We start from the raw sequence: 15,534 nt of genomic DNA on the forward strand, positions 1-15,534 counted from the left end.
GCAAGTGGAAAATCGCCGTTTCGTCAACAATATTTGACGACGGCGCTTTCTGTTACCTACTAATTCTAGAGTGCCGCCCTTCTGTCAACCCCCAAGTCTGGACGAAATCGCCAGTTGAGCGGCAGCCAGCCGAGCGACGGGCACCCGGAAGGGTGAACAGGACACATAGTCAAAGCCCAATTCCCGGCAAATGGCGATTGATTCGGGGTTCCCGCCATGTTCGCCGCAAACTGACAATGTGACTTCTGGTTGTGCTTGCCTGCCGCGTTCAGCCCCCAGTTTAAGCAATTCGCCAACTCCGTCCGCGTCCAACACATGAAACGGATCTTCGACAAAGACACCCTGCCGGACATAAGCCGACATGAACCGGCCTGCGTCATCGCGGGACAGGCCATAGGTCATCTGCGTCAGGTCGTTGGTTCCGAAACTTAAAAACGCGGTTTGCGGCGCGATCTCGGCTGCCCGCAAACAGGCCCGAGGGGTTTCGACCATCACGCCCAACCGGTACTCAAATTCCTGCCCCCGTTCGCCGGCGACGGCCGCTGCCACGGAATCGATGCGCGCCTTGACCAGTTCGACCTCGCGCTTGGCGGATACCAGCGGGATCATCACCTCGGGCACCACCGGTGCGCCGTCTTTGCTGGCCTCAAGCGTCGCCTCGAAAATCGCACGCGCCTGCATGTCGTAGATTTCCGGAACTGTCACGCCCAGACGAACTCCGCGCAGGCCCAGCATCGGGTTGTATTCGGTCATGGCGTCGACCCTGCGTTCGACATCTGAGACCGGCAGGTCCAGCGCTTCGGCAAGTTCGCGTTGGCCGGTGCGCGTGGTCGGAAGAAACTCGTGCAACGGTGGATCGAACAGGCGGATACAGACAGGCTGGCCTTCCATGATCCGGAATAGCTGCGCGAAATCATCGCGTTGCATCGGCAGCAAGCGTTCCAAGACCGCTTCGCGACCGGATGAGGTCTGCGCAAAGATCATTTCGCGCATCACGATCAGGCGGCCGGGGTCAAAGAACATGTGCTCGGTCCGGCACAACCCGATCCCTTGTGCCATGAAGTTCCGCGCGGTTTGCGCGTCTGCAGGTGTGTCCGCATTGGCGCGGATGGCAATATCCCGCTCTGCGTCCGCCCAGCCCATCAGGGTCTGGAAACAGTCATCCAGCGCAGCCTCCAGCATGGTCGGTTGCCCAGCCAACACCTGACCCGAGCTACCGTCGATGGTCAATGTGTCGCCTGTATTGAATACCCGCCCGTCGGGAGCCATCAGCTGTTTTTTCTTTGTCTGAAACCGCATCTCGGACGCGCCGACGATGCACGGCAGGCCCAAACCCCGGCCAATCACGGCCGCGTGGCTGGTCATGCCGCCCTTTTCCGTCAGGACCGCCACGGCGGCATGCATACCGCGCACATCTTCCGGGGAGGTTTCACGGCGCACCAAAATGCACGGCTCTCCCCGCGCGGCGCTTGCCTGCGCCTCGGCCGAGGTGAACACGATCTTGCCGGTCGCAGCACCCGGACTGGCGGCAATTCCGGTGGTCAGGATGTCCCGTTCCGCATCAGGGTGAACCTGTCGGTGCAACAGCTCGTTCAGGGAATGCGGATCCACCCGCATCACCGCCTCTTGCGGCGGGATGATCCCGTCTTCCGCAAGCCGCACGGCGATGCGCATCGCGGCCCGGGCACTGCGTTGCACCCGTACACCGTCCAAAATGTGAACGTGGCCGTTTTCGATCACGAACTCGACCTGCATTTCCTCGCGCAGCTTGACCCGCATCAGCGCTGCATGCGTCTTGAGGTCCGCAAAAGCCTCGGGCGCGACATCTTCCAAAGACACTCCGCGCGGGTCCTTTTCGAGGTACAGCGCCGCGACGCCTTCCCCTAGCGCATCCCGTCCCTGACTTTGGCTCAGATACCGACCGGTGATCTGAGGCAATCCAGTGGTCGGATCAATCAGTTGCAGCACACCCGATCCGCACTCGCCCTGCCCGACGCCGGGGATCATCTCCTGGATCACAAGCCCCAAGCCTGCATCTGCCGGAGCGCCCTTGGCCTGACGCAACAATCGAGCCGAGGTGCCCTCCCATGCCCGGGCCATCGAACGCAGCACTGCAATCAGCTGCTCTCCGCGATCCTGTGGAAAGGCTTCGTCCGTCTCGTCTTCGTAAGCCCGCAGAGATTCCTGCAGACCCTCACGGCCATCTGCATCGATCTCGTCAAACACATCGGGGTCCAGCCGCGCAACATGAACGGCATAGCTTTGGACAAAGCGCAGATACAGCGCTGCGGCGGCCTCGACCCCCATCGAATCCGACAGGTCGACATAGCGCGCGTCATTCATGCCGATGTTCAGGATGGCACCCGGGCCGCCCCAATCGGGATCTTCGGAACTGGGCCGGACACACAGCAGCGCAGTCTGATCAAACTGCTCAAGAACAGCAGCTAAATCCGGCACCTGTCCGTCTGATATCTGATGCACCGCATCAAACGACAACGCGACCGTTCGTGGAACCGGCAGTTCCAGACGAACCAGACGTTGCAAACATTTCGCGCGCCCGCCATGCGTGTTGGCGGCAACGGGCGCTTCGGACGTGATAAGCGTAGTATGCGGATTATTCTGCACTGCGGCACCTTTTGGTTTCACCGCAGCATAAGCCCCTGCACCAATGGCGCAAGGGCGTTCTGGATCAGCCGTCGATGCGGCTCAGATCGGCAACACTGGAACAGACCTGACGGATCTGGCTTAGCAGGTTCAGACGGTTACGGCGCAGGATGTCGTTGTCGGTATTGACCTGAACATCCTCAAAGAACGCATCCACCGGGCCGCGCAGGTCGGCCATGGCCGACATCGCACTTGGGAAATCCTCGGCTTTCAGCGCCGGGTCGATCTTGGCCTGTGCAGCTTCTAACGCGCCGAACAGAGCCTTTTCACTGTCAGTCTCCGCAAATTTGATATCAGCGCCATAGGAATACTCGACCCCGTCCTTTTCCTCGGCCTGGGTCAGAATATTGTTGGCGCGCTTGAACCCCTGCACGAGGTTTTCGCCATCCTCGGTCGCGATCACGGCATTCAGCGCGCGGGCGCGCTTGACCAGCAGGTTGAGGTCATCATTGCCGTCCATCGCGATGCAGGCGTCGATGATGTCGTGGCGAATGCCCTCGTCGCGGAGGAAGGTTTTGAGTCGGTCGTGGAAGAAGGAGAGGAGATCGTCAGACGCGTCCGGGACTTTCTTCTCCAACCCCAGAAATTCAGCGGTCGGCTGGTCGCCGAGATTGTCTTTGACCGCTTTGAAGGCTGCACCGAAGACGCCGTGATCCGCGATTTCTTCCAGGAGGTCCTCGACATCTGATTTCGGCAACGCGTCATTGATGGCACCCTCTGCCCGAACCAACTGGCTATCAAAGAACCGATCCAATCTTAGACGCAAATCGTTTTCGAGTATCAATCGCGCCACGCCCAACGCCGCGCGGCGTAGGGCAAACGGGTCTTTCGATCCCGTGGGCTTTTCCTCAATCGCCCAGAACCCGGTCAGCGTGTCCAACTTGTCGGCCAGCGCCACAGTTACTGACAACGGCGCGGTGGGCACATCATCCGACGGCCCCAACGGCGAGTAATGTTCCTGCGCCACGGCGGCCACGGCGGCGTCCTCGCCGGCGGCTTCGACGTAATAACGACCCATAAGCCCCTGAAGTTCCGGGAATTCATAAACCATCTCGGAGCTTAAATCGGCCTTGGCCAAACGAGCGGCTTTCTCGGCCTGATCGGCATCCGCGCCCGTCACCGGGGCCAATTCGCGGGCAAGCGCCGCGATGCGGTCGATCCGCTCGGCTTGAGTTCCCAGCTTGTTGTGGAAGGTCACATTCTCCAGCGCGCGGGTCCATTGGGCGATGTCCGATTTGGCAACGCGGAGGTCATTCTCCCAGAAGAACTTGGCATCGGCCAAACGGGCCGACAGCACCTTTTGGTTCCCTGCCAAAATGGTCGCGCCGTTGTCGGTGGTTTCACGGTTCGCAACAGTGATGAACCGCTCAATCCGGCCCGTTTTGGGGTTCTTCACGGAAAAGAACTTCTGATGCTCTTTCATCGAGGTCTGCAGAACCTCGGGAGGCAGTTCCAGAAACTCATCATCGATCTGCCCCATCAGGACAACTGGCCATTCGACCAGACCTGCGACCTCTGCCAGCAGGCCCTTGTCGTCAACGACCTCAAGCCCCGCCGCAAAGGCAAGGTTCTGGGCGTCGTTCCAGATGTGCTCTGCGCGCTCCGCAGGCGACAGCACCACAAACGCGCGCTTCAGCTTGGCGGCGTAATCCTCGAAGGACGAGACCGCAAAGCGACCCGGCGCCATGAAACGGTGACCTTCGGTGGTGTCGCCGGACTGGATGCCGTCGACCTCCATTGGCACAACCTGCGCGCCGGTCTCGTCGGTCAGAATGCACAGGATCGAGTGCAGCGGACGCACCCAGCGCAGACCGCCATTGCCCCATCGCATGGATTTCGGCCAGGGGAAGTTGCGGATCGTCGCCTCGAGTACCTCGGCGATGATCTCGGCAGCGGGACGGCCCGGTTTTTCGATGGTGGCGAAATAGACCGCGCCTTTGGGGGTCTCACGCTCTTCCAGCTGATCGCGTGTCAGACCTGCGCCCCGAAGAAATCCTTCGATGGCTTTGTCCGGCGCGCCGACTTTCGGACCTTTGCGTTCCTCGCGGATCATGGGGCTTTCCGAAAGCAACCCTTCGACCACCAGCGTTAGGCGGCGCGGCGTTGTCAGCGTAGCAGCAGATGCGTAGGTCAAACCGGCCTCAACCAAACCATCGGTGATCCGCTTTTTCAGGTCTTCACCGGCACGAGTCTGCATGCGCGCGGGGATTTCCTCGGAAAATAATTCGATCAGCAGGTCGGGCATATTCGGTCCTTAGAAATTAACGATCGTCTGAATGACGATGGCATTAGCGATATCCACAAAGAATGCGGATACAAGGGGCAGCACGATAAAGGCAATAGGCGAAGGGCCATATCGCTTGGTAACGGCGGTCATATTTGCAATTGCGGTCGGGGTGGCGCCTAGGGCGAAGCCTCCGAAACCGGCGGCCAGAACGGCGGCGCGATAGTTTGAGCCCATGACGGGAAATAGAACCCAGATCACGAAGGCGATGGCAAACAGTGTCTGGGCGGACATAATGACCACGATTGCCAGACCCAGTTCCGCGATAGTCCACAATTGCAGGCTCATCAATGACATCGCCAAAAACGCACCCAGCGAGAATTCCGAGATCAGCGCCAGTGAGGGTGTACGTTCAATCGGTGGACGGTTGGGGAAAAAAGTTGCACGCAGATTTGCGATAACGATGCCCATGATCAGACAGGGCACAAACAGGGGCAGCTTCAGACCAGCGGCGCTGATCACCTCTCCCAAGAAATACCCCGCGATAATCGCCAGATTGAGAAACAACAAGACCCGCATGATTGTGACGTGGTCGATCTTTACCGCCGTTTCGTCGGGATCCATCGGCAGGCCAACGGTGTGGTCCTCATCCGGGCGCGCGGGGCTGAGGTTGCGCCCCTCAACCAAAAGCCTTGCGATCGGTCCGCCAATCAAAGCGGCCAGAACCAGCCCGAGAGTAGCAACGGCAACCCCCAACTCGGTCGCGCCGTCCAGACCGGTGGCTTCGGCCACCTCGGGTGCCCAGGCGATTGCGGTTCCGTGGCCGCCGATCAGAGATGCCGAACCGAACAGAACACCGGCCTGCGCCGGATAGCCGAACATAGACGCCCCAATTGCCCCGATCCCGTTTTGTGCAACAATCGTCGCCAAGGTCAAGATCAGTAGTAAAAACAGAGGCTTGCCGCCTGATATTAGGTCAGAGAGCCGCGCATTCAATCCGATGCCTGCAAAGAACACCACCAACAGAAAATCCCGTGTGGCGAGATCAAAGGACAGCTCAAGATCGAAGGCCAGATACAATAACAGCACAACCAGTGAGGCCAGCAAGCCACCCGTGACAGGTTCGGGAATGTTAAACTGCCGTAATCCGGCGACGCGCGCGTTGATCTCGACCCCCAAAAGATAAACCGCAAAGCCCAACGTAGCGGTCAGGAAATCAGGTATCTGCAGGGTCTCGGCGGTCATCACATCCTCAGTTCTGTGGCCGGTCCGGGCATTCTTCGCCGATCACGGTGCCGTCATAGGCCTTTTCGCCGCAATTGTTCAGCGCGTGCCAGACAAAGCCTTTGCCACCCTTTGTAACCGCAACAATTCGGTCAACGCCAAAGTGGATGTTTTTTGCGCCCAGAAAGGCCTTGGCCTCGCCTGTTTTCAGGGCATCCGCTACCGCCACGGCGTCAAAGCAATCGAACCATCCGGGCGCGGTCAGCGGCTCTGCATTCTCGACCTCGACATGGGTTTCCTCAATCTGCGCAAGCGTCAGGTCCGTTTCGAAACAGGCACGGTAGCGGATGGGTGAGCTGTCTGCGTCAATCGCCTGAAACGCACTGTAGGAAATAGGCGTCGGCGCCTCGGCCCCGCCAATCATCAACATGACGTCCTGTCCGGGCTTGGATTCCACGTCATAGTAAAATCCGTAGATCTGCAGGTAATACATCCCGACACCGGCTACTGCCGCCGAGATCAGCACTATGATCGCAAGCACTTTTCCTGTCATCGTCTTTTCCTTCTGCTCACGATGCCTCTTTCACGAACGGTGAAAATAGGACAAGTTCCAATAGATTACAGGCCGCAAAGAGACGTTTTAAATGGACAGCACCCTTGCCGTAGGATTCTTCGGAGCGCTTTTTGCGATCATGAATCCAATCACGAACCTGCCAGTGTTCCTTAGCGTCACGGATGGCCTTGCCCCGACCGATCAGCGCAAAGTGGCTACAAAGACGGCGCTCTATTGCCTGATCCTCGGCGCATCGTTTGCGGCTGTGGGAAGTCAAACGCTCAGCCTGTTCGGCATCAGCGTCGATGACTTGCGCGTCGCGGGCGGTCTGGTTGTTCTGATGATCGGCCTGAACATGCTGAACGGAAAGCCCAGCACGTCGCATCACGGAACCGAGGGGGAACGGCAAGCCTACCCCGAACCTGACACGGTTGCCTTTTATCCGCTGGCCTTTCCGATCCTTGTCGGACCGGGCACAATTACCACGTTGATCCTGTATGCGAACCACATCCACAAGCCGGTAGATGCCATTGTTTACGCTGGCGTTTTTCTGGCCGTTCTGTTGTTGCTGTTCGTGACATTCTGGAACGCCGCAGCCATTGCCAAACGTCTGTCTGACAATGCCCGTGTTATCATGAGCAGGTTCATGGGCATGATCCTGTCTGCCATCGCAATCAGCATGATCGCGGCTGGCCTTAAGGTCTTGCTGCCCGGACTGGCCTGAGCGGCGCATCAAGCCTCGAACCCGGCGGCCTCGGTCAGCAGAAATGCGTCCGCGCATTGCTTCGCCAAAGCCCGCACGCGGCCGATATAGGCCTGACGTTCGGTTACCGAGATCACGCCGCGCGCGTCCAGCAGGTTGAACACGTGACTGGCCTTGATGCACTGATCATAGGCCGGGTGCGCCATGATGATGCGCTTGCCGGTTTTTGGGTCGTCATGCTCTTGTGCCAGAATGGCCGCACATTCGGCCTCGGCTTCTTCGAAGTGGCGCAACAACACTTCGGTGTTGGCCACGTCAAAGTTCCAGCGGGCGTATTCTTCTTCGGTCTGTTTGAAGATGTCGCCATAGGAAAGCGGGCTTGGTGACTGCGGATCATTGAATGGCATGTCCATCACGTGATCGATACCAAGTACATACATCGCCAGACGCTCCAGACCATAGGTCAGCTCGCCCGAGACCGGTGCGCAATCATGGCCACCGACCTGCTGGAAATACGTGAACTGGCTGACTTCCATGCCGTCGCACCAGACTTCCCAACCCAAACCCCAGGCACCCAGAGTGGGGCTTTCCCAGTCGTCTTCGACAAACCGGATGTCATGCAGGTTCATGTCGATGCCAATCGCCTCAAGCGAGCCCAAATACAGTTCCTGCAAATCCGGCGGACTGGGTTTGATCAGCACTTGATACTGATAATAATGCTGCAACCGGTTGGGGTTCTCGCCGTAGCGTCCGTCCGTCGGACGGCGCGAAGGCTGCACATAAGCTGCGGCCCAGGTTTTCGACCCCAACGCGCGCAAGGTGGTCGCCGGGTGGAACGTGCCTGCACCAACCTCCATGTCATAGGGCTGCAGAATAGCGCAGCCTTTCGAGGCCCAATAGGTCTGAAGCCGCAAGATAATCTCTTGAAAAGAACGTGGTGCGCTGGACTGGTCGGTCATGACATTCCCTTTGGACGCCACTGCGCCCGGTTCCGTTGGGTTTTGCCCTTCCTATGCAAGGGGCCGTTGGGCGTCAACGGGCGGCAAAGCCTATGCTGTCACTGCGCAGCCACACTGTAAATTCCCCGTATTCCGGGCATGGCTTTCGGTACGTGAGTTCGCGTAGGGTCCGGCAAAGATAAAACACTGCGGACACGGGCAGACAATGACTCGCATATTCACGGCAATTTTGTTTCTTTTTCTCATCGGCGCGCGCGCTGTTTTTGCACAGCAGGACGCAGGCGTCTGGGTGCAGGTCGAAGCGCAGCCCTCGCTGCGCGAAGCGCAGGAACGTGCGCGGGCCTATGCCAGCACCCTACCGGACGTAAACGGGTTTCGCTTGAACTCTGGTTGGTATGCCATTGTTATCGGGCCTTATTTACGCAACGATGCGGAACAGGTTCTAAGCGTTTACCGCGCCGAGGGGCAAATCCCTGCGGACAGCTACATCGCTTTTTCCAGCGCATTGGGACAGCAATTCTGGCCGGTTGGAGAGAACATTCTGGACCGGGGCGTCGTGACGCCACCAGTTGAATCCCAGCCTGAACAGCCTGCTGTTGGCGTAACCCCGCAGGCCTCGGACGAGACACGCTCACAAGCGCTGCAAAGCGAACGTCTTCTAAGCACTCAGGAACGCATGAATTTGCAAACCGCTTTGCAGGCCGCGGGTTTTTACAATTCAACGATCGATGGCGCATTTGGCCAAGGCACGCGCCGCTCCATGGGCGACTGGCAGCGGTTCAATGGCTTTGAGGCTACCGGCGTTCTGACGACCGCACAGCGCAAGGCGTTGATTGACGACTTTAACGCCCCCCTTCTGAGCGTTGGAATGGAGCGTTATTCCGACCCGCAGGCCGGTATCGATGTGGATCTGCCGATGGGTGTCATCGCATTCGACCGTTATGAGGCCCCGTTTGTTCACTTCAAAAGCACAACCGATCTGAACGCCAAGGCCCTGTTGATCAGTCAGAAGGGCGACAAAGCTACGCTACGCGCCCTTTATGAAGTGCTGCAATCGCTGGAAATCGTTCCTCTCGACGGCCCACGACAACTGCGCGGCGACAGCTTTACGCTGGAAGGGCGTGGTAATGGGATCGTGACCTATAGCGAAGCACGACTGGACGATGGCCAGATCAAAGGCTTTACACTGGTTTGGCCAGAGGATGACGATGCCCGCCGCGCCAGAGTGCTGGCCGCAATGAAGACCGGCTTTACTGCAACTGGCGCGGTACTGGACGCAGCAGCAGGTGCCAATGCCGAGCAGCGGATTGATCTGGTGTCCGGGCTGCAGGTGCGCACACCGCGTCTGTCCCGTTCCGGTTTCTTCGCTGATGCAAGCGGCACGGTTCTGACCGTTTTTGAGGCCGCTGACAGCTGCACACGCATTACGTTGGATGACGATCAAGAGCTTCAGCTCGCCTCGTCTGATGCTGATCTGGGTGTGGCGGTTCTGCGCCCCAACCGCAATCTGGTTCCGGTCAACGTGGCAGAGTTCAGTTCCGATGCACCGCGCATTCAATCTGAGATCGCGGTGTCGGGATTCTCGTATGAGGGCGCTTTGGGCGCACCGACGCTTACCTTTGGCCAAATCGCTGATGTGCGCGGCCTGAACGGAGAAGACGGCGTGAAGCGCCTGGCGTTGGCAGCCCAGCCCGGCGATGCGGGCGGGCCAGTGTTTGACGGCAATGGCCAGGTTGTTGGCATGCTGCTGCCGACCCCGACCGAAGGACGCATCCTGCCCGCGTCCGTCAGCCTCGCTGCAACGGCCAACAGCCTGAGTGAGGTTCTGGCCAAGGCGGGTGTATCCGGTCAATCGGGTCAGCCGACGGCACAAATCTCGCCCAATGAACTCAGCCGCCGGGCGACCGGAATGACCGTGTTGGTTCATTGCTGGGATTGATCTCTGCGCCAAATCGCACAAAGCGCCGCTCGTCCGAGCGGCGCTTTTTTGTTGGCTAAAGGATATCCGGCGTGACACGGATCAGTGTCGGGACCGGGGCCGTAAAGGCGGCTCGGACCGCCTCTTGCATCTCGGTCAAACTGGAGGGCGCAGAGGACAACACGCCAAAGGCCTCGGCGAGTTTGCAGAAATCCGGGTTCCGCGCGACAACCGCATTCGGGGCGATCTGACCTCGGACCATGCTGTCCTCAATCTCTTTGAGCTTTCCATTGTCCCAAAGAATAATCGGCAGAGACAGGCCCAATTCGACTGCTGCACCAAGCTCTTGCATCGTATAGTGAAAACCGTAGTCCCCGGCGATCACCGCTGTAGGCTTACCTCGGCGCGCCACAGCCCCGCCAATTCCGGCCGGCAGCGCATAGCCAAGCGTGCCGAACCCGGTCGGATGGTGCCAGTGATAGGGATAGCCCATATCCCAAACCTCTTTGGCGACATAAGCGAACTGGGTCATGTCAGAATAGATCATGGTGTCGCCGGGCATCGCCGCGCGAAGGGCATCCAGCACCGGGACGATACCCGGTCGTTCCGCATCCACTTCGGCCCGCCAACGGCGGCGCGTGTCAGCGACTTCCTCCGCTGTCCAGCCCGTCGAAGGTTTAACATGGTCGATAGCCGCCCAAAATGCATGGGCAAAGCTTTCCCCGTCAGCCTGTAATTTCACTGCGGCGCGATGCTGATCGGACAGAACCTTCGGGTCCACATCTATACGCACCAGATTGCCCGTGTGGCCCAATGTGTTTCGCCACAGGTCGACCTCGCCCAATTCCGCGCCCACGACGACCACAAGGTCGGCGGAAGCGATAACATCGGCGCTGCCCGGTCGTGGCAACATGGCTCCATAGTCCAAGGCATAGCCCAACCCCGCCATTCCGCGCCCGGCATACGTGGTGAAACAGGCCGCACCCAACTGCGTCAGGATTTGCCGCCACAGATTCGACCGCGCACCACCACCCAGAATAAACAACGGGCGCCGTGCGATGTTCAGCATGGACATTACCGGAGCCAAGTCCGGCGGCAGAACTTTTGAGCGCAAACCAGGTTGGTTGGGAAACGGTGCGGGATCAGCATCGGCCTCAAGCTGTGCAATCGGCACTTGGATGTGTTTTGGACGTGGACGGCTGAGTTCAAACTCTTCAAACGCCCGCTCGACCAGACCATAAGCGGCCTGAGCGGTATTCGCCTGATGCGACCAGTCAGTCACGGTTTCAGCCGCAGCGCGTTGGTCTTTCATCTGGTGCAACTGCCCGTGCACGCCTTGCGTTTCATCAAGGCACGAGGACATCACCAGCATCGGGACAGAATCCGTATAGGCCTGCCCCATCGGTGTCATGATATTGCACAACCCCGGTCCCGTGATGACATATGCAACACCCGGCTTGCCGGTCGCACGGGCATAGCCGTCGGCCATGAACCCTGCCCCCTGCTCGTGCCGGGCCAGCACATGGGTGATTCCGGCCTCTTCGATCCCGCGATACATTTCCTGATTATGCACGCCGGGAATACCAAAGATCACATCCACTCCGCGATCCCGCAGCATATGCGAAATCTGCGCACCAAGGGGTCTTTTCATCAATTCCTCCAGAACTGGACAGTGAAGAGTGCATAAACGGCCAAAAGCTCAAGCCGCCCTACCAGCATACCGATTGACAGCAGCCATTTCGCGGTGTCGCTGAGCCCTGCAAAGTTGCCGGCCGGTCCGATTTGATCCCCCAGCCCCGGCCCTACATTGGCCAGCGCTGTGGCTGCACCGGAGACGGCAGTTATGAAATCCAATCCCGTCAGTGCCAGCGCCCAGGCCAGCACGCCCAACGAGAGCACAAAAAACATAAAGAAGCTCATGACTGAGGTCAGAACGTCCGGGCCAATCGAACGGCCATCATATTGCGGCGTGAAGACCCCGTGAGGTGAGCGGATACGGCGGATCTGGGTCTTGATCGAAGCAAACAGCAGCTGATATCGGAAAATCTTGATAGAACAGGCGGTTGAACCCGCGCAGCCGCCAATCAGACCGATCAGGAAGAACATCATGATTGGAAAACTGCCCCAGCCCATGTAATCGACGCTGGCATACCCGGTACCCGAAATGATCGAGGTGATGTTGAACAGGGATTCCCGAACAGCCTGTTCCCAATGATGCGGGAAAACGGAGGTCAGAAAGACCGCCATAATGACCACCAGCACCAGAATGGTCGCCAGAAAGGTCCGTATCTGGCTGTCACGGAAAATGGACCTCGTATTGCCATTGGCGAATTGGACGTAGCGCACAAACGGCAGTGCAGCGAGGATCATGAAGACAGCGGCCGCATATTCTGCTGGGCCGGAAAACGTGCCAAAGGACGCGTCATAATTTGAAAACCCGCCCGTTGAGATCGTCGTCAGGGCGTGCACCACGGCATCAAAAAAGCCCATCCCCAGACCTGCATAGACCAACGCGCAAACAATCGTCAGAAAGACATAGATCAGGGAAATCTGGCCCGCGATCTCTTGCGCACGCGGTAGAATTTTCCCCATGGTTTCAAATCCTTCCGAGCGGAAGATTTGCATCCCCCCGACGCGAAGCTCGGGCAAGAAGACCATCGCCACAACGATAATGCCGATGCCGCCCAGCCATTGCAGCAGGCCACGCCACAGCAGCAACCCCTGTGGCAGTTTATCGAGGCCGGAAATCACGGTCGAGCCTGTCGTCGTCAGGCCCGACATCGCCTCGAAATACGCATCGACAAAGCGCAGTTCGGTCTCGCCCAAAAGAAACGGAATGGCGCCAAAAAATGGCAATGCGACCCAGACCCCTGTGGTCAGCAAAAAAGTCTGACGGATCGTCAGACCTTCGCCTACTCCGTTCGAGCAACTCATTGCCAGAACGACGCCGGTCAGAATCGTGATGACGCCGCTTTCCAGAAAAACGTGCCACTCGCCCCGGCCTTCGATGAAGTCCGCAAGCATAGGCAGCAGCATGGTCGCCCCAAGAATGGCGACCAATAGGCCAATCACATATCCAACCGGGCGCATATCCGTCATGAGGCGCAGCGTTGGCGCGCCTGCACGACTGTGTCAAGCCGGTGTCGGGTTTTACCCGTCCGTTTTGCGTGCCGTTGTTGGCATCGCGGGTGGATTAGACGGGGCGCGCGGGCGACGCGCCGGAGCTGTCTGTGCCATCTCGGGCTTTGCGGCAACGGCTTTTGCTGGCGCAGGCTGCGCCGCGACCGGCTTGGCATGTGCAGGTTGAGCTGCGGCTGGCTTGGGTGCGGCTGGTTTGGCCGGGGTCTTTGGCGCAGTGGTGTTCGCTGCCGCAGGTTTCGGCTTGGCAACCGCTTCCGGTTTTGGCGCGGGAGTTTTTCTAGAAACGGCAGGCTTTGGTTTGGCTGCCGCAGTAGGTTTGACCGCTGGCTGCCCTTTGGCGACGACAGGCTTGGCGGCAGGCTTTTCTGCAACTTCGGCCGATTTGGCTGCCACCGGGGTGGGTTTGGTTACTGCAGCCACCGTTTTTGGCGCGGTCGGCTTGGGTGATTCGACTTTAGGTTTTGCGGCGACTTTCTTGCGGGCTACAGGCTTGGGCTTGGCCACCACCACAGGTTTTGCCTTGGCAACCGATTTGGCCTTGGGCGCGGGTTTTGCCGAGGGTGCAGCCGGGGCCGGAGCAGCAGCCGACGCGTGCAAGGCACTAACCGACACAAACGGCAGCTCCATCGCCGAACGAGTCAAAATCTGCATTATTTTCATTTGGTTGCTAACCGCATAGCCGGCCATTCGGATGGCCGCAGCCTGAAATTCCAGCGGTTGGGAAATTGGATTCATACTTTAGTTCTCCTCTGAAAGCGATGCAGCCTGCAAAAGAGTGAATTGAGCTGCCCGTCCCGATTTTTCGGGCGGATCAAGCAGTCACGAAGTCCTGAGCGTCGCACGTCTCAGCTTCCTTTCAGAGCGGCAGACGCACGAACAGAAATTCGCCTGCCACGGCTGCATTCCACACCAGTGTTACTTGAATGACTGTGCGAATGCAGCACGAATTGCCGCACTGCGGCAGAAAACCGCTCTTAGTCTAAAAGTGATACTTTATTGATCCACCCTGCCCCGTCACCCGACGTGGAACAGGGTGGTGAACAACCGCGGGTCCAGGCTGGGTGACACAAAGGTCGGACCTTCGGTCAGAACCGACACCGCATCGTGGCTGTGCAGGCTTTCCTGATGGCTTGCGACCACGCGGAAATCGCCGATATGGTGATCGGCCAGCAATTCGGCACAGAACAGCCGGGCAGCGTCTTCGACAAAGATCGGATTGGCCGCGTTAAGCTCGGCAAATGCCTGTTCATCCTCGCGTTTGACCATCACCTGCGTTTCGCTCGGAACGGCACGGCGGCAGATGGCAATAAGATCTTCGAACCACAGGCAATCTGTGTCGCAGTCGACCACAGCAGAAATCCGCGCCACTGAACGTTGCGAATGCGGTGTGGCCAGCTGTCCACGTGTTGCGCGCGCATGTTCGCTAAGTTCCAGCGAACAGGGACATGTTGAGGAATAGACATAGTCCAAATGCATGATCTTTTGGCGCACCCCGCCCTGTTCAACCAGCTCAAGTGCGATGTCGTAATACTGGTACCCTTCCAAACCGGACCGCAGGCTTTGAACACGGTCGGGATAGGAAAACCGCATCTGGATACGGGCGTCAAAGCTATCCAGATCAGTCATATAATCATTCAGCGCGGCCTCCATGACCTCAAAGCTGAACGTACGCTCGGCGTGTTTGTAAAACGAGCGCATGATCCGGGACATGTTGATGCCCTTCTTTTCGGCATCCAGACTGACAGTCCCGGTCACCGAGGTCTCTAGCGTCAGATCATCGCCGCGCTTGCGATGAAACCGGATCGGCAGGCGGAAATTCGAGATACCAACATGCTGGATTTGCTGTTTTGCACCCCGGATCAGACTGGACGGGCCATTCTGCAGATCCGGCAAGGTCGCGCGATACGCACTGTCGACCGCGAACCCCTCGGGGTATTCGCGCGACAGGGACGGATAGTTTATCGGCGCTAGATCAGGCACCAGACGCGCAATTGCCGGGTCGAGCTGGCTGATCTCGGCCTCGGTTGCTGACTCGGCCCATTTGCGGAGCGTCTTCAGAGCGGCTGCGGCTTCGTCATTGTCGGGCATATCCTCAATGTCGCGGGGGTGCACGTTCATCGATCGGGTTCCTCGGTTGGTCGCCGGACC

General features: G+C 58.7%; 11 protein-coding genes. 2 read left to right on the forward strand and 9 right to left on the reverse strand.

Translation table 11 applies throughout. From position 1 onward, the window contains the following. Positions 1-84: 84 nt before the first annotated feature. From AC2FJC_RS05840 to AC2FJC_RS05855, 4 genes are read right to left on the reverse strand one after another with little or no spacing between them, the layout of a single operon-like run. Positions 85-2,646, reverse strand: a complete 2,562-nt coding sequence (locus tag AC2FJC_RS05840) for a putative PEP-binding protein (protein ID WP_496738773.1) — start codon at positions 2,644-2,646, stop codon at positions 85-87. A gap of 43 nt (positions 2,647-2,689) precedes the next feature. Further along, positions 2,690-4,909, reverse strand: coding sequence for a glycine--tRNA ligase subunit beta (gene glyS, locus AC2FJC_RS05845; RefSeq protein ID WP_496738774.1), 2,220 nt, complete (start codon positions 4,907-4,909; stop codon positions 2,690-2,692). A gap of 9 nt (positions 4,910-4,918) precedes the next feature. Then, positions 4,919-6,133: a sodium/glutamate symporter gene (gene gltS / locus AC2FJC_RS05850; protein WP_496738775.1), complete on the reverse strand. Its 1,215-nt coding sequence runs from the start codon at positions 6,131-6,133 to the stop codon at positions 4,919-4,921. A gap of 7 nt (positions 6,134-6,140) precedes the next feature. Next, positions 6,141-6,665, reverse strand: a complete 525-nt coding sequence (locus AC2FJC_RS05855; RefSeq protein WP_496738776.1) for a DUF6446 family protein — start codon at positions 6,663-6,665, stop codon at positions 6,141-6,143. Between the two features lie 91 nt (positions 6,666-6,756). Here AC2FJC_RS05855 and AC2FJC_RS05860 point away from each other — a divergent pair, with 91 nt between their 5' ends. After that, a complete protein-coding gene (locus AC2FJC_RS05860; RefSeq protein WP_496738777.1) occupies positions 6,757-7,389 on the forward strand; it encodes a MarC family protein in 633 nt (210 codons plus the stop codon). Between the two features lie 8 nt (positions 7,390-7,397). On the opposite strand, the gene AC2FJC_RS05865 is transcribed toward AC2FJC_RS05860, so the two are convergent. Beyond that, positions 7,398-8,327, reverse strand: coding sequence for a glycine--tRNA ligase subunit alpha (locus AC2FJC_RS05865; protein WP_496738778.1), 930 nt, complete (start codon positions 8,325-8,327; stop codon positions 7,398-7,400). 205 nt (positions 8,328-8,532) lie between these two features. On the opposite strand from AC2FJC_RS05865, the gene AC2FJC_RS05870 reads away from it, so the two are divergent. After that, a complete protein-coding gene (locus AC2FJC_RS05870) occupies positions 8,533-10,266 on the forward strand; it encodes a serine protease (protein ID WP_496738779.1) in 1,734 nt (577 codons plus the stop codon). 55 nt (positions 10,267-10,321) lie between these two features. On the opposite strand, the gene AC2FJC_RS05875 is transcribed toward AC2FJC_RS05870, so the two are convergent. The 4 genes from AC2FJC_RS05875 to folE2 all read right to left on the reverse strand — a co-directional run bounded on the left by AC2FJC_RS05875 (position 10,322) and on the right by folE2 (position 15,504). Next, positions 10,322-11,896 (reverse strand): thiamine pyrophosphate-binding protein, encoded by a 1,575-nt coding sequence (locus AC2FJC_RS05875; protein ID WP_496738780.1) that lies wholly within the window; start codon positions 11,894-11,896, stop codon positions 10,322-10,324. Next, positions 11,896-13,344 carry a TrkH family potassium uptake protein gene (locus AC2FJC_RS05880; RefSeq protein ID WP_496738781.1) on the reverse strand — a complete coding sequence of 483 codons (1,449 nt, stop codon included), beginning with the start codon at positions 13,342-13,344 and terminating at the stop codon, positions 11,896-11,898. Before AC2FJC_RS05880 ends, AC2FJC_RS05875 begins: the two co-directional genes overlap by 1 nt. Positions 13,345-13,395: 51 nt before the next feature. Further along, the gene (locus AC2FJC_RS05885) at positions 13,396-14,121 is read right to left on the reverse strand and encodes a hypothetical protein (RefSeq protein WP_496738782.1); all 726 of its coding nucleotides are present in this window, start codon (positions 14,119-14,121) and stop codon (positions 13,396-13,398) included. Positions 14,122-14,400: 279 nt separating this feature from the next. Beyond that, entirely contained in the window at positions 14,401-15,504 is a 1,104-nt protein-coding gene (gene folE2 / locus AC2FJC_RS05890; protein ID WP_496738783.1) for a GTP cyclohydrolase FolE2, read from the reverse strand. Between the last annotated feature and the right edge of the window lie 30 nt (positions 15,505-15,534).

Source organism: Ruegeria sp. CDSB117, assembly GCF_059611005.1.